The following is a 26,525-nucleotide window of genomic DNA, read 5'->3' on the forward strand; positions in this document are numbered from 1 at the left end:
AATGGTCTCTTCCTTTTCAAAAGCAAGTATGTGCGTTAACATAAACATAACAAAAGCTGGTCTGTGTTAAGCGCTTTTCTTAGAATTCTTGCCAAATGGTTTGTAAAAGTTGATAGTTTACCGGAAGCGCATGTGTATAATAAAACTTTTTTCAAAGTAAATATAAGTTTCGAGTTTAAAAAAACTCTTGTAAACATGTGATTTAAACACTTGTAGGATTTCCAAAAAAATCAATTAACGCATATTTAACGCATTTAACAAAAAACGCTCTTTATATTAACAAAGTTAACACAGTCTTAACAAAACGGCGGATGTAATGTTGTACTATAGTATGGGCTGATCAAGGGAAACCTGCAGCGAGAAAATTGCACTGAGGGGAATCGTGCATTTAACGGTTAACAGGAGGATATAATGAGTAACGGTGAAATGATGACAAGCTTCATTGAGCTTTTCGGTGGCTTAGGTTTATTCCTATATGGAATGAGCGTTATGTCGGAAGGTCTTGAAAAAGCAGCAGGCTCAAAAATGAAGCGCTTTATCGAAATTCTTACAACAAACAGAATTATGGCAGTTATTGTTGGTGCTTTTGTAACGATGATCGTACAATCATCATCAGCAACAACGGTTATGGTTGTTGGTTTTGTTAATGCGGGTATTATGAACTTAACACAGGCTATCGGGGTTATAATGGGTGCCAACATTGGTACGACAATTACTGCCCAGCTTGTCGCTTTTAATCTAACAGCCATTGCACCTGTTGCTATTGGTCTGGGTGTTGGACTAAAAATATTTAGTAAGAATCCTAAAACGAAAAAGTATGCTGAAATTCTTCTGGGCTTTGGTATCCTATTCATGGGTATGGATGTTATGAAGCATTCAATGAAGCCACTAAGAGGCTATGAAGGTTTCACAGACCTACTTATGAGTTTTGGCAGTGGCCAAATTCTTGATACAGTTCTTGCGATCTTCACTGGTTTTGCTGTTACAGCAATTATTCAGTCTTCATCTGCTACAACGGGTATTCTAGTAGCATTAGCAAGTCAGGGCATGCTTCCAATTGATGCGGCATTCCCAATTCTACTTGGTACAAATATTGGTACATGTGTGACGGCTATGATTTCATCTATTGGTGCCAATAAAACGGCTAAGCGTGCAGCTGTCATGCACATGATGTTTAACGTAGTTGGTACAGCCTTGTTTGCAATCCTTCTTGCCAAACCGGCACTTTGGTTTGTTAAGGAGTTCTGGACGTCTCCAGAAAGACAGCTTGCCATGATGCACACCACATTTAATATTGCAACAACACTACTTCTTGTAGGTTTTGCGCCGTTTATCGTTAAGATGGCCGAACGCCTTATCCCAGTTTCTGAAACGGAACTTAGAAAACTTAAAGACGGTACGAAATACGTTGATGATAGAATCCTTGAAACACCATCTATTGCTGTGGTTCAACTTATGAAGGAAGTTCTTCATATGGGTAATGTTGCCATTGAAACACTTAAACTTTCAGGGGAAGCTCTGCTACAGGGCAATGAAGAAAAGGCATTAGAAGCCTTTGAAAAAGAAAAAGAAGTCAACCACTTAGAGCACGCCATTATGGAATACCTTGTTAAGCTTTCAAACTTAGATATTTCTGCGGCTCAAAGAACAACAATCGATGGTTTGTTCTCAACTGTAAATGATATTGAACGGGTTGCAGATCATGCCGATAACATTGCTGAACTCGCCATGGAGCGTGTAAGCAATAATTATGCCTTTAGTGAAAAGGCCATTGGTGAACTTGATTCCATGATGAATGATTGTATCAGTGCTTTCCAAGAATCACTTAATGCACTTCATTCTTATGACAGACCATCAGCGCAACGTGTTATTGAAAGAGAAGGCTATATAGATTTGCTTGAGAAGAATCTTCGTAAGAAGCACATTGAAAGACTGAACCGAGGGAAATGTGAACCATCTTCAGGTGTGATCTTCCTAGATGCCATCAGTAACCTGGAACGTGTTGGCGATCATGCATCAAATATAGCACTTGCAGTTCTTGATCAACCAGAGCAAGAATCAGCATAGATAAATATGTAAGAGAGACCACCTATTTCAGTGGTCTCTTTTTTATTCCATATTTTGAGTGTTGATAGGCCATTCTGTATATCATATTATAGTGACATATCAAATTCGGATAAAGCGCAGACATGTGACTTAAATTGTTCGAATAGAAACAAGGAGCAGAATATGGGTTATAAAATTATTGCAGATAGTGTTTCAGATATTCCAAAGGACATTCGTGAAGCACTGGATATTGAAATTGTACCACTGGAAGTTAACTTTCCGGGCAAGTCATATAAAGACAGCCTTGAACTGGATTCAAAAGCATTTTTCAAGATGCTTAAGGAATCTGAAGCCTTGCCAACAACTTCACAAGTTAATCCAGGTGAATTTATTGAAGTTTTTAAGAAACATCTAGCAGAGGAAGATGAGTTGATACTTGTAACACTTTCATCAAAACTTAGCGGAACTTATAGTGCTGCTGTCACAGCAAGGTCCTTTTTAGATGCAAATGATAAGATCACAATTATTGATAGTGAGTCTGTTAGCTTGGGCTATGGTCTCATGGTTGTAGAAGCGGCCCGCATGAAATCTCAAGGCGTTTCCAAAGAAGATGTTATTGAACATATAAAATCTAGAATAGGCAAGGTTGAAAATATTTTTGTATTCGATACGCTGACATATTTGCATAAGGGCGGTAGACTTTCAGCTGGTGAAGCTATGATTGGCGGCCTTCTCAATATCAAGCCAATTATCACTGTGGAAGAGGGAGAACTAAAACCTCTTGATAAAGTGAGAGGTAGAAAAAGAACAATTGACTGGGTTATTGAACGTATGAAGGCCAGTGAAACTGATTTTAATAATGCGACGGTTGCAATTTATCATGGTGATGACTGCGATTATATGGAAGCATTTAGAAGTAGAATTGAAAATGAATTAGGGGTAAAAAATTGGATTATCGGTGAAGTCGGAGCAGTTGTAGGGACACACAGTGGCCCGGGATGTGTTGCAATCAGCTATGTTAGCGATTAATAACAAGTTACAAAAATTTCTTGATAAAAGTTTGCCAAAGTTCTTGCGTAATAGAGAATCTTTATATATAATGATAAAGCAATAACAAATATTAATGCAAAGTGATTCAACTAACATAATTTTGGGTACGCTTTGCTTCTGGAAGAAAAGACCGGGAGAGAATCAATTTTGATCGCCGAAGGGCCAAGCTAATGCTCGCCAAGTATTAGTGAATTTCTCAGGCAAAAGGACCGGTTTTGGACAGAACTCTGAAGAGCTACGGCAACGTAGCACCGACGGGGCAATTTCACTATAGTGATTAGTGGAAGAATCTCTCAGGTTAGAAACAGAGAAGGGCGGCAAACGTGTTTGCCGTGCCTTCTTTTTTTATTTCTCGCGAAATCGTTTTCCTGGAGGCTGATAAGCATGAAGTATAAGCTTATAACAAACAACTCATTTGTAAATGATGAGTACTCAAAGCCTGGCTTTGATAAGAATCTTGAAGCACTGATTTATAATCCAGAAGACGGATTTCTAGAAATACTGAAACGAGTTAGGGACCTCATACATGAAGGGTACGAACTTCTAACCCATCCATTAACTGGTAGCGTGAAGCCTTATGAAACGCCGTTTAAATCAGTCGCTGTGAGCGCGAAAAAAGGCAGTCTAAATATGGACTCCCTAAAAATCATAGAAGATGCAATCGTACTCACTCAGAAATTTTTAGATGATTATGAGCATAGAGAATTTTCTGAACGCGTTTACAATGATTTTCGATTGATTGACTACAATCTCATTAAAAGTGGTATTGAAAGTCTGAATCAGTTCTACTAATTCTAGACTTTATAAATAAGCAGGCTACTCCTAAGAATTTTATGAGTGGCTGAAGCAAGAGGTAAGTAATATGAAATCTTAGCACTGAGGATGTTCGGTGCTAAGATTTACGATCAAGGGGTATTTGCCTAAGAATATTCCGAATATTAAAGGAACATGATCGTGGTCATTGTATAATCGCGATTGCAAAGTCTTGAGGAGGAAACAAAATGAATAGTATCTACGACGTAGTGGTCATTGGTGCAGGCCCAGCTGGTCTAGCAGCAGGTCTATACGCAGCAAGAGCTAAAATGTCAGTTTTGATTCTTGAAAAAGATCGTACTGGCGGCCAGATTGTTACAACTGATGAAGTAGCAAACTACCCTGGTTCAATTCCTGAAGCAACAGGCCCAAGCCTAATCGCTCGTATGGTTGAACAATGTGAAGAGTTTGGTGCTAAGACTGAGAAAGATGCTGTTGCATCTCTTGATCTTGATGGTGATATCAAAATCATCAAAACTAAAAGTGGCAAAGAAGTTCAAGCGCGTTCAGTGATCGTTGCGACAGGTGCTTCTCCAAGAAAACTTGGTTGCCCAGGCGAGAAAGAGCTAACAGGTAAGGGTGTTACATACTGTGCAACATGTGATGCTGACTTCTTTACAGATCTTGAAGTGTTCTGTATTGGTGGCGGTGACACAGCTGTAGAAGAAGCTATGTTCCTAACTAAATTTGCTCGCAAGGTAACAATCGTTCACCGTCGCGACACGTTAAGAGCTGCTAAGTCTATTATTGAAAAAGCAGAAAAGAACGAAAAAATCAACTTTATCTGGAACTCAGAAGTTAAAGAGATCAAAGGTGAAGGCATTGTTGAGTCTATGGTACTTCGTAACCGTGAAACTGGTGAAGAAACAGAGTACCTAGCACATGAAGACGATGGCACATTTGGCATTTTCGTATTTGTTGGTTACATTCCACAAACAGACCTATTCAAGGATGTTCTTGACATGGAAAATGGTTACCTACTAACAGATGCGAACATGAAGACAAATATCCCAGGTGTATTCGCTGCTGGTGATGTTCGTGCTAAGTCATTACGTCAGGTTGTAACTGCTACTGCAGACGGTGCTATTGCCGCTGTTCAAGCAGAAAAATATATTGAAGATAAATTCCACGCTTAATACAGGAGGTAATTGAAATGGTTGAATTAACTAAAAACAACTTCCAAGAGGAAGTACTTGATGCTTCTGGTTTCGTGCTTGTTGATTACTGGAGTGACGGCTGCGAGCCTTGTAAAGCTCTAATGCCTGATGTTGTTGCTCTTTCTGAAGAATACTCATCAGTTAAATTTGGTAAGCTAAACACTGCTAAGGCAAGAAGACTTGCTATTTCTCAACGTGTTCTTGGCCTTCCAACTATCGTTCTTTATAAAGATGGTGAAAAAGTGGCTGAAGTGACTAAAGATGACGCGACTAAAGATGGTATCAAAGCAATGCTCGAAGCAAATATCTAATAAGAAATTATAGCTTGTCAACGTTCTATGCATAGCGTATAGAACTGTTACAATAAACCAGGAGGTGAACCCTTTGCGATTAGAACTTGGTGAAATCCTTATTAAGGATGTTCAGTTCGGCGATGCTTCTAAAGTGGAGAACGGCGTACTGTATGTAAACAAGGATGAAGTCATCAATTTGGTATGCGAAGATGAGCACATTAAGAGTGTTAATGTTGAACTCGCAAGACCGGGTGAATCAGTAAGAATCACGCCAGTTAAAGATGTCATTGAACCACGTGTGAAGGTTGATGGCAAGGGCGGAATGTTCCCAGGTGTAGTTTCAAAAGTAACTACAGTTGGTGAAGGTCGTACTCACGTACTTAAAGGATCTGCTGTTGTTACTTGCGGTAAGATCGTTGGTTTCCAGGAAGGTATCATCGATATGGATGGTCCTGGCGCTGAGTATACTCCGTTCTCGAAGCTTAACAATGTGTGCCTTGTAATCGAACCAGCTGATGGACTAAATCAGTATGAGTATGAAGCAGCAGCTCGTATGGCGGGCTTAAAAATTGCTACATACCTAGGTGAACTAGGCCGAGATGTAGAGCCTGACAACGTTGAAGTGTTTGAAACAAAGCCTGTGTTTGAACAAGCAGCAGAGTATCCTGAACTACCTAAGGTAGGTTACGTATACATGCTACAGACACAAGGTCTACTACACGATACTTACGTATACGGTGTAGATGCGAAGAAGATTGTTCCAACAATCCTTTACCCTACTGAAGTAATGGATGGCGCAATCCTAAGTGGTAACTGTGTATCGGCTTGCGATAAGAACACAACTTACCACCACCTTAACAATCCAATCATTAGAAATCTATACGCGAAGCATGGTAAAGAAATTAACTTCATGGGCGTTATCATTACAAATGAAAATGTCTACCTAGCTGATAAAGAGCGTTCTTCTAACTGGACTGCTAAGTTTACTAAGTATCTTGGACTTGATGGTGTGATCGTATCTCAGGAAGGCTTCGGCAACCCAGATACTGACCTTATCATGAACTGCAAGAAAATCGAAGGCGAAGGCGTTAAAACAGTTATTGTAACTGATGAATATGCTGGCCGCGATGGTTCTTCTCAATCACTTGCCGATGCTGATCCAGCTGCAGATGCAGTTGTTACAGGCGGTAACGCTAACGAAGTGATCGTTCTACCTCCAATGGACAAAATCATTGGTATGCTAGACTACACTGATCGTATTGCTGGTGGTTTCGACGGATCCCTTAGACCAGACGGTAGTATCGAAGCAGAAATCCAGGTAATTACTGGTGCAACAAACGAGCTTGGTTTCAATAAGATGACTGCTCGTACATTCTAAATGTCTTTTTGTGTGTGAACAAAGGCGAATTGAACGTAAGAACTGAACTGAAATATACTTTTACAATTTGAACAGTATTTGAATAGAAGAGAGGAAGTCACGAATGAATATTCTTGAAAATAAGAAGATCATCATCATTGGTGACCGTGACGGCGTACCTGGTCAAGCGATCGAAGAGTGCGTTAAAACGGTACCATCTGCTCAAGTCGTGTACTCTGCTACAGAGTGCTTTGTCTGAACGGCTGCAGGCGCAATGGATCTGGAAAATCAAAATCGAGTAAAGAACCTTACAGAAGAGCACGGAGCTGAAAATGTAGTTGTACTATTTGGTGCAGCTGAAGCTGAATCAGCTGGACTAGCTGCTGAAACAGTTACTGCTGGCGATCCTACATTCGCTGGTTCACTAGCTGGCGTTGAGCTAGGTCTAACTGTATTCCATGCAGTAGAAGAAGAATTCAAGAGCGCTGTTGATGCTGACGTATTTGAAGATCAAATCGGCATGATGGAAATGGTTCTTGAGTGCGACGAAATCGCTGAAGAGATGAACAACATCCGTAGCGAATTCTGTAAATACCTTTAAGCTTTAAAAGCGACAAATAGCATTAAAACTCGATTAAGATTTAAATTCCAGACATTGCTTTATGAGACACGGGTCGTGTCTCTAGGTGCTGACCAGACATCAGCAAACATCGAATTCAATTAGAATTCAGAACAATACTAGTAACATTTTGATTTAGAATTACACAAACGTTTCGATATTATTATCTTCGGTCCTGTCCAAGATTGGACAGTCGAAAAAAATTTAAGTCCGAAGGGAGGGATCCTCGTTGGCCCGTGGTAATAACCACAGGGGCTAGAGGCTAGATATGAGCATAAAAGTTGTGCATTATATCAACCAATTCTTTGCAGGTATTGGTGGCGAAGAAAAGGCTGACATTAAACCAGAAGCTCGTGACGGATTCGTCGGTCCGGGTATGGCATTAAACAAAGCACTTAAGGGCGAAATGGAGATCGTTGGCACAATCATTTGTGGTGACTCTTATTTCAACGAGAATCTTGAGGAAGCGAAAGCGGAGATCCTTGAGATGGTAAAGAAGTACGAGCCAGATATGTTTATTGCAGGTCCTGCATTCAACGCAGGTCGTTATGGTGCGGCTTGTGGTGCTATTTGTAAGCACATTCAAGATGAACTAAACATCCCTGTAATTACGGCTATGTATGAGGAAAACCCTGGTGTAGATATGTTCCGTAAGGATCTATACATCGTTCAAACAGGTAACTCTGCAGCAGCAATGCGTAAGGCAGTTCCAGCGCTAGCTAAGCTTGCTATCAAAGTATGCAAAGGCGAAGAACTTGGAACACCTGCAGAAGACGGATACCATGCACGTGGTCTTCGTAAGAACCTTTTTGTTGACAAAATTGGTGGTGAGCGTGCTGTAGAAATGCTAACTGCTAAACTGGCTGGCAAAGAGTTTGTTACAGAATATCCAATGCCTGAGTTTGATAATGTTGATCCAGGCGCTGCTGTAAAGGATATGTCAAAGGCTAAAATTGCCCTTGTTACATCTGGCGGTGTTGTACCTAAGAACAACCCTGATCACATTGAGTCATCTTCAGCTTCAAAGTACGGTAAGTACGATATTGAAGGTGTTCTTGACCTTACAGAAGCAACTTACGAAACTGCACACGGCGGTTACGATCCTGTTTACTGTAATGAAGATTCAGATAGAGTTCTTCCTGTTGACGTTCTACGTGACATGGAAAAAGAAGGTCGCATTGGCGAACTATATAAGTATTTCTACACAACTACTGGTAACGGTACATCAGTTAAGAGCTCTAAAGCTTTTGCAACTGAATTTGCTGCTGACCTGGTAAACGACGGTGTGGACGCTGTTATTCTGACTTCTACCTGAGGCACTTGTACTCGTTGCGGTGCAACGATGGTAAAAGCAATTGAAGCGACAGGTATTCCTGTGGTTCACATTTGTACAGTTGTTCCAATTTCTCTAACAGTTGGTGCGAATAGAATTGTTCCTGCAATCGCTATTCCTCACCCACTTGGTAACCCTGCTCTTACAGCGGTTGAAGAGAAGAAGCTTCGTCGTGAAATCGTTGAAAAAGCACTTGTTGCTCTTGAAACGGAAGTAGACGAACAAACTGTATTTGAAGGATAATTCACAGGGTAGGGGCGTTAATTCGCCTCTCCCTTTTTTAAAACAAGTTTAATGGGCTTTTGATATGCAAGAGCTTTCGTAAAAGATTATTGGAGGTGTAAGGAATGAATCATGCAGTTGTAAAAGCAGCAGGCTACGTTCTGGTACACACGCCGGACATGATTCTTCACAACGGTACAACACAAACTGTTGAGAAACTAACTAATCCGGGTTCAGAGTACCTGCAGGCGGTGCCAAAGCATCTAAGAACATTTGAAGAAGTTGTTAACTATGGTCCAAACCAGACTTATATCGGCAACATGACACCAGCAGAGCTAAATGAGTTAGGTATGCCTTGGGTTGGTAAGGATGTTCCAGGCGCTGATCGTTTCGGTCGTTTCGGCGAAATTATGCCACAAATCGAATTCATTGGTTTGCTAAAAATGTCAGATGTATTCGACCTTGTTCAGCTTGAAAAAGGTTTCAGCAAGAAAGCTCATGAAGCTTACAGCGGTCACAAGTTAGCAACAGAGGCTGAGCTGAAGAAGCTCGAAGGCGGGGTAGAACAGTCAGTACTTGAAGACCTCGTTCAAAATCATCATGCAGAAGCAATTTACCATGAAGAGAAGCTCGTTGGTTGTGTTAAGAGAGCTCATGACGTTGACGTTAACCTTAATGCGCACGTAATGTACGAAAACCTTGTAGTTAAGGCCTCTGGCGTACTTGCGTTCAAGCATCTTGTAGCAAACAATGACATTGATCCAGCAAGCATTGATTATGTTATTGAATGTTCTGAAGAAGCTTGTGGTGATATGAACCAGCGTGGTGGCGGTAACTTTGCTAAGTCTATTGCAGAAATGTGTGACGCTGTAAATGCGACAGGTTCAGATACACGTGGTTTCTGTGCTGCACCAACGCATGCCCTTATTCAAGCGGCATCTTTAGTAAAGGCTGGCACATACGAGAATGTTGTTATCGTTGCAGGTGGTGCGACTGCAAAATTAGGTATGAATGGTAAAGACCACATTAAAAAAGAACTTCCGATTCTTGAAGATGTTCTTGGTGGATTTGCGGTTCTTATCAGCAAAAATGATGGCGTAAACCCAATTATTCGTACAGATCTAGTGGGTCGTCATACTGTGGGTACTGGTTCATCGCCTCAGGCGGTTATCAACTCTCTAATCACTGCACCACTTGATAAAGCTGGTCTAAAGATTACTGATGTTGACAAGTACTCTGTAGAAATGCAAAACCCTGACGTGACAAAGCCAGCTGGTGCAGGTAATGTTGCGGAAGCAAACTATAAAATGATCGGTGCTATCGGCGTTAAGCGTGGAGACATCGAAAAGAAAGAAATGAAAGCATTTGCAGAAAAAATTGGTATGCCAGGATGGGCTCCAACTCAGGGGCACATTCCATCAGGTGTTCCATATCTAGGATTTGCAATTGATGACCTTTCAACAGGCGACATGAATAGAGCAATGATCGTAGGTAAGGGTTCCCTATTCCTAGGTCGTATGACGAATCTATTTGATGGTGTTTCTGTTATTCTTGAGAGAAACCCAGGTGAAGTAGAAGAAGCTGGCTCAGTTTCTAAAGAAGAAATCAATTCAATGATCGCAGAGGCTATGCGTGGTTTTGCACAGCATTTGCTGAGCGAATAAAGGGGTGAAACCATGTCAGAGAATACAGCTGTAAAGAAAATACTGGGCAATGCGTTTGTTGAAATTGCAAATGCGATTGAAACAGGTGAGTTCGGCAGCCGTACAAAAGTTGGTTTAACAACTTTAGGTAGCGAACACGGAACGGATAACCTAGTTAAAGGTGCAGAGCTTGCAGCAAAAGACGGAAGCTTTGACATCGTTCTTATCGGCCCAAAAGTTGAAACGACACTTGAAATCGTAGAAGCAAACACTGAAGAAGATATGCACAAGCGAATGGAAGAACTGCTTGATAGTGGTTATATTCAAGGCTGTGTAACAATGCATTATAATTTCCCAATTGGTGTTTCTACAGTCGGACGTGTTGTAACACCGGCAACTGGTCGTGAAATGTTTGTGGCAACAACGACAGGCACTTCAGCGACAACTCGTGGTGAGGCTATGCTTAAGAATGCTCTATACGGTATTGCGACAGCAAAAGCCATGGGCATTGAAGAGCCAACTGTCGGTATTTTGAATGTCGATAATGCACGGGGTGTTGAACGTGCGCTTCGTCAACTTGACGAAAATGGATACAAAATAAACTTTGGTGAATCAGGTCGTGCAGACGGCGGATCAGTTATGAGAGGGAACGACCTTCTGATGGGGTCTGTAGACGTCATGGTGACTGATACACTTACAGGCAATATACTTATGAAGATGTTCTCGTCATTTACAACTGGTGGCTCATACGAAGCAACAGGCTTTGGTTATGGTCCGGGAATTGGGTTTGATTATGACAGAACAATTCTAATTCTTTCTAGAGCATCAGGTGTTCCTGTTGTTGCAAACGCTTTAAGATATGCGGCTTCACTTGCAAAAGGAAAACTAAATGAAGTGACTAAGTCAGAGTTCGAGAAGGTTAGAGCGAATGGTTTTGACGAAGTTGCCGCAAGTCTTGCGCCTAAGAAAGAAGCAGCATCATCAAATGAAGGTCCTGCAGTGGCACCGCCAAAAGAAGTCGTTACAGGCTCAATTTCAGGCATTGATATTATGGATCTTGAAGACGCTGTAGAAAAGCTATGGAGAGCTGGCATCTATGCTGAGAGCGGCATGGGTTGTACAGGTCCAATTGTAATGGTGAACGAAGCGAGGGAGCAGGATGCTCTTAAAATACTAGCAGAAGCTGGTTTTGTTGCTAAGGAAGCCATTCCTTGCTAGGAATAGCACTATGATAGAAAATTTATTGAAGCTGTTGAGAAATCGACAGCTTCATTTTATTTTTTGATGCTGGACATGCAAGCGAAAAGTTACAATTAAGAAACAAATTAATATATATACAGTGAGTTGTTCGTAAAAAATGAAAGATTCAGAAAATTAAGATGTTCGAGATCAGTAATATAGTGATTTGTTTGAAAAATACAGTTAATTACAATGTGGTTACAATACCGGCATAATGTATAAAAATGTATTGATTTTTCCATATTCTACTTCTATAATATCACTTGTGGTCAAACCACATGGAGTTAATGAGGAGGAGAACAACAAATGAGAAAATTTATGGCACTAATGATGGCAGCTGCTCTTGTAGTTATGCCGCTAACAGGATGTACTAAGGACGCAGCAGCTGAAGAACCAGCTACGACTGAAGCGACAGAAGGTACTGAAGCAACAGAAGAAGAAACAACTGAAGCAACAGAAGAAGAAACAACTGAAGCGACAGAAGAAGAAACAACTGAAGCGACAGAAGAAGAAACGACTGAAGCGACAGAAGAAGAAACAACTGAAGCAACAGATGAAGAAACAACTGAAGCGACAGAAGAAGAAACAACTGAAGCGACAGAAGAAGAAACGACTGAAGCAACAGATGAAGAGTCTACAGACGAAGCAGCTGAAGAAACAACTGAAGAAACAACTGAAGAAGCAGCTGAGTAAATTCTTATATGAAGCCCCTGGCAATTGCTATATGATGTGTAAATTGCAAATTGGTAATTGTCAAGGGAAACTGAACCTTTGTTAAGTTTGTGTAAAGAAGCGATATTTTATAAAAAATCGCTTCTTTTTCTGTTTGTATAAAAAGTGCGTGAAATAGCTATAAACCCCAATATATCAACGTTTACTAAGCGTGGCGTTATATGTCCCGTTGAAAAAGTCGAAATGTACTGAAAATTAAAAGGGAAAGCGTTTGTAGAAAAAACATAAATTAATGTACTGGTTATTGATTCTTTTATACAAATATGGATATAATATTAGTGTTTCTTATTATATTAAAGTTTTGAGGGCGTTAATAAAACTTCAGGTTGTTGCTGTATTCTTTTAATTTTTAGTATGATTACATGTTTTAGAATATAAAATGATTACATACCGGTACCAGTTTTATCATTTGTATACTATCTACTATAATTTTAAAAGAATAAAGGAATTCAGTGACACATGTAGAAGCATATTATTGCCAAACAAAACAAGTATTTGGAGGAGGAAGTTTAATGAAAAAGGCACTCTCATTGCTACTTGTTGTACTTCTAGTTGGTTCTATGCTAGCTGGTTGTGCTGCTGAAGAGCAAAACGCTGTTGTAGGTATGATTACTGATACGGGTGGTCTTGGTGACCAATCATTCAATGACTCTGCTTGGGCAGGTATGACAAGAGCAGAAGAAGAATTTGGTATTTCTAAGAAGGTTCTAGAATCTGAAACTGCAGATGACTATTTCCCTAACCTAGTATCTTTCGCTGAAGAAGACGCTGACCTAGTTGTAGGTGTTGGCTTCCTATTCAACGAAGCTATGATTCAAGCGGCTGAAAAGTTCCCTGAGCAAAAGTTCGCAATCGTGGATTCAGTTGTTGAAGCTGATAACGTTGCATCAATCACATTTGCTGAAAATGAAGGATCTTTCCTAGTTGGCGTTATCGCTGGTATGCAAACTGAAACAAACAAAGTTGGTTTCATCGGCGGTATGAAGTTCCCACTAATCGAAAAGTTTGAGTATGGATTCCGCGCAGGCGTTAAGGCAGTTAACCCTGAAGCAGAAGTATTCGTAAACTATGCTGATTCATTCGAAGATGCTGCAAAAGGTAAAGAAATCGCTCTAGTTCAACATCAAAAAGGCGCTGACGTAATTTATCATGCTGCTGGTGGTGTAGGCGTTGGTCTTATCCAAGCAGCTGAAGAAGAAGGCTTCTGGGCAATCGGTGTTGACCAGGATCAATCAGCTTTATCTCCAAGCAATGTACTTTGCTCTATGATCAAGCGTGTTGATAATGCAGTTTTCCAAACAATCGAAGCGGTTCAGAACGATACATTTGAAGGTGGCGTTTCATTATTTGACCTTAAGGCAAATGGTGTAGGCTACTCTGATGATGCTGGTAACCTATCTGATGAACTAAAAGCTGCTGCTGACAAGTATGCTGATGCTGTTAAAGATGGTACAATCACAGTTCCTGCTACAATGGACGAGTTTGAAGCTTTCGAAGCACCTGCACTTTAATAAGCACTTGATTATTTCATAACAAATAGTTATAATTAGTAGTCGGGTGTCATATGACATCCGACTCTATTTTATTCTCTAGGTAATGGAGGGAAATGTAATGCCAAATGTCGTAGAGATGCGGAACATCACAAAAGCGTTTCCAGGAGTTGTGGCAAATGACAATGTGGATTTCTCCCTTGAACAAGGCGAAATTCATGTACTTTTAGGTGAAAATGGCGCTGGTAAAACAACGCTTATGAACCAATTGTACGGTCTATACCAACCTACTTCTGGCGAGATTTACATCAATGGCAAGCTGGTGGAAGTCAAGGATCCAAATGTTGCGATTAGTTTAGGTGTCGGCATGGTGCATCAGCACTTTATGCTTGTAGAACCTTTTACGGTTGCGGAAAACATTATCCTAGGCATTGAGCCTAAAAATGGCATGAAGCTTGACATGGCGAAAGCCGTTGAAGATGTAACAAGAATCTCAGAGCAGTACGGTCTAGCGGTTGATCCAAACGCTAAGATCCAAGACATTTCTGTAGGCATGCAGCAAAGGGTTGAAATTCTTAAAGCTCTTTATCGTGGCGCAGAGATCCTAATTCTTGATGAACCAACAGCTGTACTAACACCACAGGAAATTGAAGAATTAGGAACAATTCTACGTGAACTTGCAAGCCAAGGAAAATCGATCATCCTTATTACGCATAAACTTAAAGAGGTTATGGTAATGAGTGATCGTGTAACAGTTATCCGTCGTGGTAAGGTTATCGACACGTTGGATACAAATTCTACAGACACTGATGGTCTGGCTGAACTTATGGTAGGTCGTAAGGTCAAGCTTGTCGTTGAAAAAGGCGATATGAAAGCTGGCGATACGGTCCTAAAAGTCGAGAATTTGAAGGCACTTGATAACCGACAGATTCCAGCACTGAAAGGCGTAAGTTTCGAAGTAAAGCGAGGAGAAATTTTTGCTATTGCCGGGGTTGATGGCAATGGACAGTCCGAGCTAATCGAAGTAATCACAGGTCTCCGTAAAGCAACTGATGGTAAGATTCAACTTAAAGGCAATGATATTACTGGTGCTAAAACAAGAAATATCATTGATGAAGGTGTATCTCACATCCCAGAAGATAGACACAAGCGTGGTCTTGTGCTTGATCATACTCTGGCTGAAAACTCTGTTTTGGGTGACCACCTGAAGGAGCCTTACAGTAAGAACGGAATTTTGGACTATGATCATATTCACAAGCACTGTTTAGAGTTGATTGAAGAATTTGATGTTAGGACTCCAAATGAAAAAGTTGAGGCGCGTTCATTGTCAGGCGGTAATCAGCAGAAACTGATTGTTGCCAGAGAACTCGTTCGTGATCCTGAGCTTCTGATCGCTTCGCAGCCAACACGTGGTGTCGATGTTGGTGCGATTGAGTTTATTCACAAGCGTCTTGTTGAGCAGAGAGATCAAGGTAAGGCAGTTCTTCTAGTTTCACTTGAACTAGATGAGGTTATGGCACTTGCTGATCGTATTGCTGTTATATACGATGGCCAGATTGTTGGTATTGTAGAAGGCAATGGCGCGACTGAAAAAGAACTTGGTATCATGATGGCCGGCGGTAAAGCCGATAGCAAGGATGAAAAATAGCGAGGTGAGGACATGGACATCAAAAAAGAGAGTAAACTTCAGCTGATCTTAGATGGCGTAAAGTTTCCACTCATGGCAATTATCTTGTCATTCCTCGTGGGTTCACTATTTATTATTTGGACAGGAAACAATCCATTAGTGGCATATGGTGCTCTATTTGGTGGTAGTTTAGGAAGCATGAGTCGTATTGGTGAAACACTTCTTAAAACAACACCACTGATATTTACAGGTCTTTCTGTTGCATTTGCATTCCGTACTGGTCTATTCAATATCGGTGCTGAAGGTCAATATGTAATGGGTGCCTTGTTTACTGTATCTGCAGCGTGGATTTTTAAAGGACTACCTGGATTTTTACTTGTACCGGCAATTCTTGTTTCTGGTGCACTAGGTGGTGCTTTATGGGCAATGATCCCTGGTATCCTTAAGGCCAAATTGGGTATCCACGAAGTTATTGTAACAATCATGTTGAACTATACGGGTCTATTCATTGCGAACTTCTTTATTCGTACTGTCTTAAACCCTTCTACACTACTTGGTACAGAACAAAAGGCTTATTCAGTTCTAGTATCAGACCACGGAAGACTGACGCAACTATCGGATATCTTCCCTGTCTTTGGAACATCGAGTGTTAATACTGGTATTATTCTGGCTGTGATTATAGCTGTTATTACTTGGTACGTCTTATTCAAAACAACATTAGGTTATGAAATTCGTTCAGTAGGTAATAACCCATATGCAGCTGAATATGGTGGTATTAATATTTCTAAAAATATGATTTTAGCTTTTGCAATCTCTGGTATGATGGCAGGTCTGGCGGGTGCAACACTTGTTGCTGGTCTGACTTATAAGATTGACCAATCGTCACATTCACCTGGTTATGGTTTTACAGGCATCGCGGTTGCGCTTGTTGGTAAGAACCATCCATTAGGTGTTATTGCTTCAGCGCTTCTATTTGGTATTCTTTCAAACGGTGCACGTAAAATGCAGATTGCTGGAATTCCAAAGGAAATCGTTGATATTATTCAAGGTCTAATCATTATATTTATTGCAGCAGAAGCAGTCCTTAAGTATATGCCTGATCTTAAAGCCAAGTTCTCAGGCAAGAAAAACAAGGAGGTGGCGTAAGGTATGGAAGCTATCGTACTTTTTATGGCCGTTATCGCCTCGGCGCTACGTCTGGCAACGCCACTGATTTTCTCGTCACTTGGCGGCACATTTAGTGAGCGTTCAGGTGTTGTTAACATTGGTCTTGAAGGCATTATGATCATGGGTGCGTTCTTTGCAATCCTAGTGACAGATGTGACTTCATCACCTTGGTTGGGTATTCTTGCAGCAATAGTTGCAGGTATTCTTACATCATTAATTCTCGCTGTACTTGCTATTCACTTAAGAGCAGATCAAGTTGTTGCGGGTGTTGCTATTAACATGCTAACAGCTGCCCTTGCTGCGTTTTTACTTGAAATGGTATGGCATCGTTCTGGTCAAACAGATCCTGTGGAATTTGCACTTACTAGAAACCCATTTGAATTTCTAGAAGGCATTCCAGTCCTAGGACCACTTTTTGCCGGTCTAAACCCATTCGTGTACATGGCATTCATTGCAGTTGCAGTGGCATACTATGTCCTATTCAAAACGCCATTTGGTCTTCGTCTTCGTGCAGTTGGTGAACACCCTAAGGCGGCTGATACAGTGGGTATTAATGTTTACAAAATCCGTTACATTGCGGTTATGATTTCAGGTGCCCTTGCTGGTATTTCTGGTGCATCCCTATCTCTTGGAACAGTTAACCTATTCCGTGAAGGTATGACATCAGGTAAAGGCTTTATCGCCCTAGCGGCAATGATCTTTGGTAAGTGGCATCCAGTTGGTGCACTATTTGCTTGTTTATTCTTTGGACTTATGGAAGCTATTCAAATACAAGCTTCATCACTTGGTCTTGATTGGATTCCATCAGAGTTTCTACAAGCGGTACCGTATATTGCAACTGTCCTTGCACTAGCAGGCGTTGTAGGTAGAGCAGTTGCCCCAGCGGCAAGTGGCGAACCATACGAAAAAGGTCACCGTTAAAACTTAAATTTAAACCATTCAAAAGCGATCTCATTGAGGTCGCTTTTTTTTAATGGTACGATCCAAATCTATGATTTGGAGCATCGTACCTTACTCCCAGAGCGAAGCGACGAGAGTATCTTCCTGCCTGCCCGAAGGGCATAAACGATCCAAATCTATGATTTGGAGCATCGCACCTTACTCCCAGAGCGAAGCGACGAGAGTATCTTCCTGCCTGCCCGAAGGGCATAAACGATCCAAATCTATGATTTGGAGCATCGCACCTTACTCCCAGAGCGAAGCGACGAGAGTATCTTCCTTTGGCAACATATTTCAATATAAAGATAACATGCCAAATACTGTATGAAACATGACATAAGTCATAATGAAAACGATTCTTTATGCGAATTTGAAATTCCTTGTATAAAAGTACAATTGGAATTAGGATAGAGAACGAATATAATAGAATGTAAGATTTGAGAGGTGATATTATGAATATATTTAGCACAGCAGACAAATGGCAGGGGCAAGGGTATGGGTTCATTATGGCAACCATAATTGAATCTAAGGGGTCTACGCCGCGTCATAATGCAAAAATGCTTGTACGTGAGGATGGACAACTTTCTGGAACAATTGGTGGTGGACCCGCTGAATACAAGGTTATTCAAGATGGATTAAAGGCACTGAAAATGGAAAGCAACTCAATACAGGAGTACATATTTGATAAGAATGTAGAAGGTGGACTTCCAACGCATTGTGGTGGCGCAATGAAAGTTCTGATTGAAGTTTTTCCAAAGAAGAAAAGAATTGTTCTCATTGGAGCAGGCCATGTGAATCAAGCCGTTATGAAAATTGCCAATCAGCTCAATTGGTCAATCGTTGTGGCTGATGACCGTCCCGAGTATGCCACAAAGGATTTATTAGATAGGGCAAATGACATATACACAGACAAGTCCATTGAAAAAGCGGTGGAATGTGTGGGTGTGACGGACGAAGATATATGTGTTATAGCAACAAAAGATTGTGATTTGGAGGCTTTGAGAGAGGCCTTAAAATACCGACCAAGGCATCTTGGTATGATAGGGAGTAAACGCAAGGTAAAAAAAATATTCGAGACGCTCATGGATGAGGGCGTGTCACAAGACATTCTAAACGAGGTGCATGCACCAGTGGGACTGGATATAGGCGCTGAAACGCCTATGGAAATAGGTGTTAGCATCATGAGTGAGATAATTGCTTTTTTAAACAATAAGACAGGGACTTGTATGAAAGACTGGGTGAATGATCAGTGAGAAAACCACTTGTCGTTATACGTGGTGGAGGAGATATAGCAACAGGAACATGCAATAGGTTGTTTCATGCAGGATTCAAAGTTGTTGTTTTGGAAATTGGCAAACCCACAGTCATTCGACGTGCTGTTTCTGCTGCATCAGCGGTGTTTGATGGGGAATGTCAGGTTGAGGCAGTAAACTACATACATGTTAAGAGCGTTCAGGCTATTGATAAAATTCTTCAAGAGGGCAATGTGCCGGTTTTGGTTGATCTAAATATGGACAGCTTGATCGCATTAACACCTGATCTGCTTGTTGATGCCACTTTGGCAAAGAAAAATATGGGACTCTCAAAAGATTTAGCTCCATATGTTATAGCTCTTGGGCCAGGTTTTTTTGCTGGTCAGGACTGCCATGCAGTTATTGAAACCAGTCGGGGACATGATCTTGGACGTATTATTTATAGGGGCGCAGGCAAGGCAAACACAGGTATTCCCGGTAATATTGAGGGTTACACTGAGGAAAGAATTATTCGTTCACCTGGGGCTGGATATGTGGCTCATTCTTGTGGTATTGGTGATCTTGTAGAAAAGGGCCAGTGCATAGGGCAAGTGAACAATATTGATATATATGCTGAAATTTCAGGTGTTATCAGGGGTTTCATTCACCCGAAAGTTGAAGTTTTCGAGAATATGAAAATAGGAGACATTGATCCAAGGGCAAATGTAGAAGCATGCTATTCTATTTCAGATAAGGCAAGAGCCCTGGGGGGATCTGTACTAGAGGCCTATCTAAACTTGTCTGGTGGCTTACGTATAGAAGACTAGTTTAAAAACAATAGGTGGACAAGGGTTTTGGCCACTTTCTTAAAATGCGGATCATACTTTGTGCACTTTATTTACATTAAACAATCTATTTTAGAAATATAAGTTTAAAAGAAGGATGTATAATTGGATATTTTTAGCTCAAGTCTGGTGTCGCATTCAAAATGATTGGTGAAATCAGACTTTTTGAGTGCATGTAAAACTTTCTATGCTGGTGGTTTACTGTTATAATGAATATGTGTTCATACTATAGTTAACCTGTAAAATATTATTTATATACAGATCAGGTATTCGCAGCAGAAGAATGGGGTTGGGTTTTGCGATGAAGATGAACTTTAATTTGAACTTGATTCAAACGCAAAAACTAATAATGACGCCTGAACTAAAACAGGCGATAGAAATACTACAATACAATTCACTCGAACTAAATGAGTTCATTCAAGACGAATTGCTTAGCAATCCAGTGCTTCAAAACACTTCTGAAGATGCAGATGATGTGTCAAATAAGGAAGCCGAGTCTGAGAAAACATCATCTGATGAAGAAGATGTTTACGACAAAATTGACTGGAAAGAGGTCGCTGGTGAATTTGAAGATGGTCGAGGTCGCCAAACGAGCTATGAACAAAAAGAGGATGTCAACTACGATAATTTTGTTGCATCAGAAGAATCTTTATCCGAACATCTTGAGTTCCAGCTTCAAATGACAACCTTGAGTGAAAAAGAAATAAAAGCTGCTTTATATGCTATTGAAAACATCAATGAGAATGGATATTTAGAAGTGGATTATGATGAAGTGTCAAGATATTCAGGCCTTGATCCAGATAGTGCCGAAACTGTAATACAGACCATTCAGACATTTGATCCACCTGGTGTGGGAGCCAGATCACTTGAGGAATGTCTCTTGATTCAGTTGACGCATTTTGATGATGATGTTTCCTTGGAGTGTAGAATTGTTGCTTCCTATTTAGATGACTTGGCTTCGAATCGAATTCAAAAAATTGCTAAGGCCTTAAACGTGCCTCTTGAAGAAACTCAAAAGGCGTGTGACCGAATTAGGAAACTGGAACCAAAGCCTGGACGCGAGTTCGCTTCCCTTAGAGATGTAAGATATGTTACACCAGATGTCTATGTGGACAAGGTGGATGGCAAGTATATCATTCGTGTGAGCGAAAACTCAGCGCCAAAACTTTATATCAATTCTTACTATAGAAGCTTGCTTAGACAAGAGTCTGTGAATGAAAGTGCCATAGGATATATAAATAAAAAGTTGACATCAGCCTTAAAACTCATCAAGAGCATTGAACAAAGACGAAACACTATTTATCGTGTGGTGGAGTCTATTGTTGAATTTCAATATGACTTTTTTGAAAAAGGGCCTATGTATTTAAAACCACTTAATTTGAAAGATGTGGCAGATGAGATTGGTGTTCATGAGTCCACTGTGAGTCGTGCTGTCAATGGAAAATATCTTCAGTGTGGTCAAGGGCTATTTGAAATGAAACACTTTTTCCAAAGTGGTGTTACAGGGGCCTTTGGCGAAGGCGTTTCTGCGGAAAGCATCAAGGTCCTTATAAAAGACTTGGTTCAATCTGAAAATCCTAAAAAGCCATTATCTGATCAAAAAATATCCAATGAACTGGGTAAGGCCGGAATAAAGGTGTCAAGAAGAACTATAGCCAAGTATAGGGATGAACTCAATATACCAGCAACATCAAAGCGTAAAAGATTCTAGAAAAGTCATAATGATTTTGATGTCTTAAGAGGTTTGATATGACAGATTTAAAGTGTTGTGTATTCCACGGAAAAAGTGGTCCGCTACAAAAAGCATGGAAGGTCAGGGAATGTGTCTTTGTGTATGAACAAAACGTTCCTAAAGATATTGAAAGAGATAGCTATGACCAATCAGCTTGGCACATTGTGGTCTTTCATAAGGAGGACGCTGTTGGCACAGGACGACTGTTCGAACTAGAAAAAGGTCATTATGTCATTGGACGTGTGGCCGTTTTAAAGGATCTTCGGCGTAAAGGACTAGGGCAAGTTATCATGAAAGCACTATTAGAAAAGGCTTGGGAAGAAAAGGCTCTAGATGTTGAGTTGCATGCTCAAAAAGATGCCGTTCCCTTTTATGAAAACTTGGGATTTGTCAGTGAAGGACACATATTCAAAGAAGCTGGCATTGATCATATAACCATGAAAATAAAAAGACCAAATTGATAAGACTAGGCTATCTCATTATTGAGATAGCTTTATTCATTTAAAGACAAGGGACACGTCGCTTTTTCCTGAAGCTGGTCACTTGATTTAAGAGAATGATCTAGGACATAGAATCTAAGGCTTAATATAAATTTTACAGTGATAATACAGGAAAACGTTATCAAAAATAAGCTTCAAACTTGGAATCATCTACGGGGTATGGTATGATTAATTTGACGGAGAAATTTTTTTTACTTCAGATGGGACGAAAAAGATACGCCCGGACAAATATTGTCCCAGGAGGCTTCCAATGCAAAAGAATCCATTGTGCATTGACTGTGTAAAAATCAACGAAATATCAACTGTGCTAAGAATGGTTGCGCCTGAGGCTGTCGATCTTCTTGAAGACAGATATAGCATATTGAAAATGGTTAGTTTCTTACAACCAGTTGGTCGTCGCAGTCTATCGACAAAACTGAATATGACAGAACGTGTGATCCGGAAGGAAGCCAACCGTCTAAAAGATCAAGGATTGGTCGAGTTTTCACTGGAAGGTATGGCCATTACGCAAGAGGGACAGTTGGCGCTAGAAATGTTGACCATGTTCTTCCATGACTTACGAGGTCTGAGAGACCTAGAAATTCAACTTGCTGAAAAACTTCAGATCAAGAAAGTCATAATTGGGTCCTCTGGTCTTATGAATGAAGAATTGACACTTCAAGAACTTGGCCGAAGCGCTTCTAATTATTTAAGATCTATTATTAGAGATGGCTCTGTAATTGGTATCACTGGTGGTACGTCTGTTTATAGCATTATTGAGGGTTATAAAAAAGAAAAAACCCCGCTGGAAAATGCAATAGTTGTTCCAGCACGTGGTGGTTTGGGTAAGAAAACAGAGTACCAGGCAAACACACTTGTTGAAAAACTAGCTGAAAAGCTGGGTTCAAATTATAGAATGCTTTACACACCAGATAATCTTTCTGCTTCGGCGATTGAGAGTCTAAAGAAAGAACCAGAAATTAAGGAGATCATTCAAGTCCTTGATAACATGAGCATCTTGGCCTTTGGCATAGGGAAAGCTCAGAAAATGGCTGAAAGAAGAAGTTTAGATGATGTTGAAATTGGTAAGATTATCGATAAGGGCGCAGTTTCAGAAGCCTTTGGTTACTACTTCAATGAAGCCGGTGAAATAGTGCACGAAATCAGTACAATAGGTATTGATCTCGATAAATTTAAGGCAATTGAAGATTTAATTGCCGTAGCGAGTGGACAGGAAAAAGCGGAAGCTATAATTTCTATCTGTAAACTCAATCGTAATTTGGTCCTGGTGACCGATGAAAATGTGGCTAAAATTATTTTGGATAAACACACTTAAGGAGGACAATTTAGAATGAAAACTAAAGTTGCAATCAACGGGTTTGGTAGAATTGGTAGACTGGCATTCAGACTTATGTTCGGTACTGAGGAATTTGAAATTGTTGCAATCAACGATCTTACAAACGCTGAAGACCTTGCATACCTACTAAAGTATGACACTGCTCAAGGTGGATACAAGCAAGATGCAATCACTGCTGGTGAAGGTTCTATCACAGTTGATGGTAAAGAAATCAAAATTTACGCTGAGAGAGATGCTAAGAATCTTCCTTGGGGCGAACTAGACGTTGACGTTGTACTAGAATGTACTGGTTTCTACGTATCAAAAGAAAAGTCTCAAGCACACATCGACGCTGGCGCTAAGAAGGTTGTAATTTCTGCACCTGCTAAAGGCGATCTAAAGACAATTGTTTACAATGTAAATGATGATGTTCTTGATGGTTCTGAAACAATCCTATCTGGTGCATCTTGTACGACAAACTGTCTAGCACCAGTTGCTAAGGTTCTTAATGATAACTTTGGTCTAGTAAAAGGTTACATGACTACAGTTCATGCTTACACAAATGACCAGAACACGCTTGACGGACCACATGCTAAGCCTATCACTGCAAGAAGAGGTAGAGCTGCTGCTGCGAACATCGTTCCTACGTCAACAGGTGCTGCTGTAGCTGTTGGTAAAGTTCTTCCAGAACTAGCTGGCAAGCTTGACGGTATGGCTCTACGTGTTCCTACGGTTACAGGTTCTGTTGTAGATCTAGTTGTTGAACTAGGCAAGAATGTAACGGTTGAAGAAGTAAACGCTGCTATGAAGGCTGCTTCAAACGAAACACTAGGTTACACAGAAGATCCAATTGTATCATCTGATATTATCGGAACAAAGTTTGGTTCACTATTTGATGCACTTTCTACAAGTGTTATGGAAGTTGAAGGCAAGCAACTTGTTAAGATCATCACATGGTATGACAATGAAATGTCTTACACTGCACAACTTGTAAGACTTGCAAAGAAAATTGCAACTATGTAATTAAAAAGAAGTAAATACTTAAGTGCCCTGAACTCCCAAGTGGGGTTCAGGGCTTATACAGGTTAGACTTAAAGGCACCCGGATTATCCACGTAATCCATTAATGAACCGCGTTCACGGGTTGATTACGTGAATAATCCGGGAAATAGAGCACTCTTCAGGAGGAATCTTCATATGAGTATGTTTGACAAGAAATCGATCGAAGATATCGAAGTAAAAGGTAAGCGTGTCTTAGTGCGTTGTGATTTCAATGTTCCACTTGATGGCGATAAAATCACTGATGAAAGCAGAATCAAGGGAGCACTTCCAACGATTAAGTACCTTAAAGAGAATGGCGCTAAGCTAATTCTTTGTTCACACATGGGTAAACCAAAAGGGGAGTACAAGCCTGAACTTTCTTTAGCGCCTGTTGCAAAGAGACTTTCAGCCCTTCTTGATACAAATGTAATCTTTAATTCTGAAGCTGAAGTTGTTGGAGAAAAGACAAAAGCAGCGGTTGATTCAATGAAGGATGGCGATATTGTTCTTCTTGAAAACACACGTTTTAGAAATGGCGAAACAAAGAATGACGAAGGTCTATCAAAAGACCTTGCTTCACTGGCTGACCTATTTGTTAATGACGCATTTGGTACAGCACACAGAGCGCATTCATCAACTGTTGGTGTTACACAGTTCCTTGACACTGCAGCTTGTGGCTACCTTATTCAAAAAGAGCTCAAGTTCCTTGGTTCGGCTGTTGAAACGCCAGTTCGTCCTTTTGCAGCAATTCTTGGTGGTGCCAAGGTTTCTGATAAAATCAAGGTTATCAACAATCTGCTCGAAAAAGTTGATACACTTGTAATCGGTGGCGGTATGGCATACACATTCCTTAAAGCGCAAGGTTTCGCAATTGGAACATCACTTGTTGAAGACGACAAAGTAGAGTATGCAAAAGAGATGATCGACAAGGCTAATGCCAAAGGTGTTAAGCTTCTTCTACCAGTTGACAACATCACAGCGGACAAGTTTGCTGCAGATGCGGCGCCTGTTGTAACAGAAGATCAAAATATTGCTGATGGATACATGGGTCTTGACATTGGACCAAAAACAGCAAAAATCTACTCTGATGCAGTGAAGGAAGCTAAAACGGTTGTTTGGAATGGTCCTATGGGCGTATTCGAATTTGAGAACTTTGCTAAGGGTACAATTGCAGTTGCAGAAGCTCTTGCAGAGTCAGATGCAACAACAATTATCGGCGGTGGCGATAGTGCAGCGGCTGTAAACATTCTAGGGTTTGGTGACAAAATGACGCACATCTCAACAGGTGGCGGTGCATCTCTTGAATTCCTAGAAGGTAAAGAACTACCTGGTATCGTAGCGCTTAACGATAAGTAATTATCGCTGAAGGGAGAGCTTATAATGAGAAAGCCAATCATCGCAGGCAACTGGAAAATGAATAAGACGATCAAGGAAGGCGTAGAGTTTATTGCGGCTATCAAAGATCAAGTAAAAGATACAGATGTTGAAGTGGTTGTTTGTGCACCTGCAACACTTCTAAAAGACCTAAAGCTGGCAGCTGATGGTACAAATATTAAAATTGGCGCACAAAATATGCACTTTGAAGAAAGCGGCGCTTTCACTGGTGAAATTGCACCAGCAATGCTTAAAGAACTAGATATTGACTTTGTTGTCATCGGTCACTCAGAAAGAAGACAATACTTTGCTGAAACAGATGAAACAGTCAACAAAAAAGTTCTTAAGGCTCTTGAAGTGGGTATTGGACCAATACTATGCGTTGGAGAAACTCTCGAAGAACGTGAGTCTGGTAAAATGAAAGATGTTGTTAAAGTACAAATCCAGAAGGCATTTGCAGATGTTTCAGCAGAAAAAGCGGCTGAAGTTGTTGTTGCTTATGAGCCGATTTGGGCGATTGGTACGGGTAAAACTGCAAGCAGCGCAGATGCAAATGATATGATAGCATTCATACGCGAAGAAGTTGCAGCACTTTACAATGACAATGTGTCTGAAAAAGTTCGTATTCAATATGGTGGCAGTGTTAAGCCGGCCAATGTTGAAGAAATTATGAATGAATCAGATATTGATGGCGCACTCGTTGGTGGTGCAAGCCTTCAGCCAGACAGCTTCGTTCAACTTGTAAATTTTTAATCTGGAC

At 40.6% G+C, this 26,525-nt stretch carries 23 protein-coding genes and 2 riboswitches; all 23 genes read left to right on the top strand.

Features of this window, described 5'->3' with window-relative positions; all coding sequences use genetic code 11:
* Window positions 1–411 precede the first annotated feature (411 nt).
* Window positions 412–2,067: a Na/Pi cotransporter family protein gene (locus ACQ4KW_RS06315; RefSeq protein ID WP_430885690.1), complete on the top strand. Its 1,656-nt coding sequence runs from the start codon at window positions 412–414 to the stop codon at window positions 2,065–2,067.
* A 162-nt stretch (window positions 2,068–2,229) separates the two neighbouring features.
* On the top strand, window positions 2,230–3,075 hold the full coding sequence (locus tag ACQ4KW_RS06320; protein ID WP_430885691.1) for a DegV family protein: 846 nt from the start codon (window positions 2,230–2,232) through the stop codon (window positions 3,073–3,075).
* Window positions 3,076–3,217: 142 nt separating this feature from the next.
* A riboswitch (glycine riboswitch) is annotated at window positions 3,218–3,318 on the top strand.
* Window positions 3,319–3,321: 3 nt separating this feature from the next.
* A riboswitch (glycine riboswitch) is annotated at window positions 3,322–3,406 on the top strand.
* 74 nt (window positions 3,407–3,480) lie between these two features.
* Window positions 3,481–3,888, top strand: coding sequence for a GrdX family protein (locus ACQ4KW_RS06325; protein ID WP_430885692.1), 408 nt, complete (start codon window positions 3,481–3,483; stop codon window positions 3,886–3,888).
* Window positions 3,889–4,097: 209 nt separating this feature from the next.
* A complete protein-coding gene (gene trxB, locus ACQ4KW_RS06330; RefSeq protein WP_430885693.1) occupies window positions 4,098–5,045 on the top strand; it encodes a thioredoxin-disulfide reductase in 948 nt (315 codons plus the stop codon).
* Between the two features lie 17 nt (window positions 5,046–5,062).
* Window positions 5,063–5,377 (top strand): thioredoxin TrxA, encoded by a 315-nt coding sequence (trxA, locus tag ACQ4KW_RS06335; protein ID WP_430885694.1) that lies wholly within the window; start codon window positions 5,063–5,065, stop codon window positions 5,375–5,377.
* Window positions 5,378–5,450: 73 nt separating this feature from the next.
* Window positions 5,451–6,737, top strand: coding sequence for a glycine/sarcosine/betaine reductase component B subunit (locus tag ACQ4KW_RS06340; protein WP_430885695.1), 1,287 nt, complete (start codon window positions 5,451–5,453; stop codon window positions 6,735–6,737).
* A 103-nt stretch (window positions 6,738–6,840) separates the two neighbouring features.
* Complete coding sequence (gene grdA, locus ACQ4KW_RS06345; RefSeq protein ID WP_430885696.1) at window positions 6,841–7,317, top strand: glycine/sarcosine/betaine reductase complex selenoprotein A; 477 nt, start codon at window positions 6,841–6,843, stop codon at window positions 7,315–7,317.
* Between the two features lie 286 nt (window positions 7,318–7,603).
* Window positions 7,604–8,911 carry a glycine reductase complex selenoprotein B gene (gene grdB, locus ACQ4KW_RS06350; RefSeq protein ID WP_430885697.1) on the top strand — a complete coding sequence of 436 codons (1,308 nt, stop codon included), beginning with the start codon at window positions 7,604–7,606 and terminating at the stop codon, window positions 8,909–8,911.
* A 104-nt stretch (window positions 8,912–9,015) separates the two neighbouring features.
* Entirely contained in the window at window positions 9,016–10,554 is a 1,539-nt protein-coding gene (grdC, locus tag ACQ4KW_RS06355) for a glycine/sarcosine/betaine reductase complex component C subunit beta (RefSeq protein ID WP_430885698.1), read from the top strand.
* A gap of 12 nt (window positions 10,555–10,566) precedes the next feature.
* The gene (gene grdD / locus ACQ4KW_RS06360) at window positions 10,567–11,751 is read left to right on the top strand and encodes a glycine/sarcosine/betaine reductase complex component C subunit alpha (protein ID WP_430885699.1); all 1,185 of its coding nucleotides are present in this window, start codon (window positions 10,567–10,569) and stop codon (window positions 11,749–11,751) included.
* A gap of 327 nt (window positions 11,752–12,078) precedes the next feature.
* The gene (locus ACQ4KW_RS06365) at window positions 12,079–12,465 is read left to right on the top strand and encodes a hypothetical protein (protein WP_430885700.1); all 387 of its coding nucleotides are present in this window, start codon (window positions 12,079–12,081) and stop codon (window positions 12,463–12,465) included.
* Window positions 12,466–13,016: 551 nt separating this feature from the next.
* The gene (locus ACQ4KW_RS06370; RefSeq protein ID WP_430885701.1) at window positions 13,017–14,015 is read left to right on the top strand and encodes a BMP family lipoprotein; all 999 of its coding nucleotides are present in this window, start codon (window positions 13,017–13,019) and stop codon (window positions 14,013–14,015) included.
* Between the two features lie 100 nt (window positions 14,016–14,115).
* The gene (locus ACQ4KW_RS06375; protein WP_430885702.1) at window positions 14,116–15,642 is read left to right on the top strand and encodes an ABC transporter ATP-binding protein; all 1,527 of its coding nucleotides are present in this window, start codon (window positions 14,116–14,118) and stop codon (window positions 15,640–15,642) included.
* A 12-nt stretch (window positions 15,643–15,654) separates the two neighbouring features.
* Window positions 15,655–16,767 carry an ABC transporter permease gene (locus ACQ4KW_RS06380; protein ID WP_430885703.1) on the top strand — a complete coding sequence of 371 codons (1,113 nt, stop codon included), beginning with the start codon at window positions 15,655–15,657 and terminating at the stop codon, window positions 16,765–16,767.
* Window positions 16,768–16,770: 3 nt separating this feature from the next.
* Complete coding sequence (locus tag ACQ4KW_RS06385; RefSeq protein ID WP_430885704.1) at window positions 16,771–17,709, top strand: ABC transporter permease; 939 nt, start codon at window positions 16,771–16,773, stop codon at window positions 17,707–17,709.
* A gap of 470 nt (window positions 17,710–18,179) precedes the next feature.
* A complete protein-coding gene (locus tag ACQ4KW_RS06390) occupies window positions 18,180–18,980 on the top strand; it encodes an XdhC family protein (RefSeq protein ID WP_430885705.1) in 801 nt (266 codons plus the stop codon).
* Window positions 18,977–19,786, top strand: coding sequence for a selenium-dependent molybdenum cofactor biosynthesis protein YqeB (yqeB, locus tag ACQ4KW_RS06395; RefSeq protein WP_430885706.1), 810 nt, complete (start codon window positions 18,977–18,979; stop codon window positions 19,784–19,786). Before ACQ4KW_RS06390 ends, yqeB begins: the two co-directional genes overlap by 4 nt.
* Window positions 19,787–20,105: 319 nt before the next feature.
* Window positions 20,106–21,515, top strand: coding sequence for an RNA polymerase factor sigma-54 (rpoN, locus tag ACQ4KW_RS06400; protein ID WP_430885707.1), 1,410 nt, complete (start codon window positions 20,106–20,108; stop codon window positions 21,513–21,515).
* Window positions 21,516–21,553: 38 nt separating this feature from the next.
* Window positions 21,554–21,997 (top strand): GNAT family N-acetyltransferase, encoded by a 444-nt coding sequence (locus ACQ4KW_RS06405; RefSeq protein WP_430885708.1) that lies wholly within the window; start codon window positions 21,554–21,556, stop codon window positions 21,995–21,997.
* 289 nt (window positions 21,998–22,286) lie between these two features.
* Window positions 22,287–23,351: a sugar-binding transcriptional regulator gene (locus ACQ4KW_RS06410; protein ID WP_430885709.1), complete on the top strand. Its 1,065-nt coding sequence runs from the start codon at window positions 22,287–22,289 to the stop codon at window positions 23,349–23,351.
* A 15-nt stretch (window positions 23,352–23,366) separates the two neighbouring features.
* Window positions 23,367–24,374, top strand: coding sequence for a type I glyceraldehyde-3-phosphate dehydrogenase (gene gap / locus ACQ4KW_RS06415; protein WP_430885710.1), 1,008 nt, complete (start codon window positions 23,367–23,369; stop codon window positions 24,372–24,374).
* Window positions 24,375–24,553: 179 nt separating this feature from the next.
* On the top strand, window positions 24,554–25,747 hold the full coding sequence (locus ACQ4KW_RS06420; RefSeq protein WP_430886546.1) for a phosphoglycerate kinase: 1,194 nt from the start codon (window positions 24,554–24,556) through the stop codon (window positions 25,745–25,747).
* A 24-nt stretch (window positions 25,748–25,771) separates the two neighbouring features.
* Window positions 25,772–26,518: a triose-phosphate isomerase gene (tpiA, locus tag ACQ4KW_RS06425; protein ID WP_430885711.1), complete on the top strand. Its 747-nt coding sequence runs from the start codon at window positions 25,772–25,774 to the stop codon at window positions 26,516–26,518.
* Window positions 26,519–26,525 lie beyond the last annotated feature (7 nt).

Source organism: Tianxiuia mixotrophica (assembly GCF_050596425.1).
Taxonomy (GTDB): Bacteria; Bacillota; Clostridia; order Peptostreptococcales; family Acidaminobacteraceae.

Coding starts and splice junctions, on each gene's coding strand:
- ACQ4KW_RS06315 (WP_430885690.1), top strand. CDS start 412: ATGAGTAACGGTGAAATGATGACAAGCTTCATTGAGCTTTTCGGTGGC.
- ACQ4KW_RS06320 (WP_430885691.1), top strand. CDS start 2,230: ATGGGTTATAAAATTATTGCAGATAGTGTTTCAGATATTCCAAAGGAC.
- ACQ4KW_RS06325 (WP_430885692.1), top strand. CDS start 3,481: ATGAAGTATAAGCTTATAACAAACAACTCATTTGTAAATGATGAGTAC.
- trxB (WP_430885693.1), top strand. CDS start 4,098: ATGAATAGTATCTACGACGTAGTGGTCATTGGTGCAGGCCCAGCTGGT.
- trxA (WP_430885694.1), top strand. CDS start 5,063: ATGGTTGAATTAACTAAAAACAACTTCCAAGAGGAAGTACTTGATGCT.
- grdC (WP_430885698.1), top strand. CDS start 9,016: ATGAATCATGCAGTTGTAAAAGCAGCAGGCTACGTTCTGGTACACACG.
- grdD (WP_430885699.1), top strand. CDS start 10,567: ATGTCAGAGAATACAGCTGTAAAGAAAATACTGGGCAATGCGTTTGTT.
- ACQ4KW_RS06365 (WP_430885700.1), top strand. CDS start 12,079: ATGAGAAAATTTATGGCACTAATGATGGCAGCTGCTCTTGTAGTTATG.
- ACQ4KW_RS06370 (WP_430885701.1), top strand. CDS start 13,017: ATGAAAAAGGCACTCTCATTGCTACTTGTTGTACTTCTAGTTGGTTCT.
- ACQ4KW_RS06375 (WP_430885702.1), top strand. CDS start 14,116: ATGCCAAATGTCGTAGAGATGCGGAACATCACAAAAGCGTTTCCAGGA.
- ACQ4KW_RS06380 (WP_430885703.1), top strand. CDS start 15,655: ATGGACATCAAAAAAGAGAGTAAACTTCAGCTGATCTTAGATGGCGTA.
- ACQ4KW_RS06385 (WP_430885704.1), top strand. CDS start 16,771: ATGGAAGCTATCGTACTTTTTATGGCCGTTATCGCCTCGGCGCTACGT.
- ACQ4KW_RS06390 (WP_430885705.1), top strand. CDS start 18,180: ATGAATATATTTAGCACAGCAGACAAATGGCAGGGGCAAGGGTATGGG.
- rpoN (WP_430885707.1), top strand. CDS start 20,106: ATGAAGATGAACTTTAATTTGAACTTGATTCAAACGCAAAAACTAATA.
- ACQ4KW_RS06405 (WP_430885708.1), top strand. CDS start 21,554: ATGACAGATTTAAAGTGTTGTGTATTCCACGGAAAAAGTGGTCCGCTA.
- ACQ4KW_RS06410 (WP_430885709.1), top strand. CDS start 22,287: ATGCAAAAGAATCCATTGTGCATTGACTGTGTAAAAATCAACGAAATA.
- gap (WP_430885710.1), top strand. CDS start 23,367: ATGAAAACTAAAGTTGCAATCAACGGGTTTGGTAGAATTGGTAGACTG.
- ACQ4KW_RS06420 (WP_430886546.1), top strand. CDS start 24,554: ATGTTTGACAAGAAATCGATCGAAGATATCGAAGTAAAAGGTAAGCGT.
- tpiA (WP_430885711.1), top strand. CDS start 25,772: ATGAGAAAGCCAATCATCGCAGGCAACTGGAAAATGAATAAGACGATC.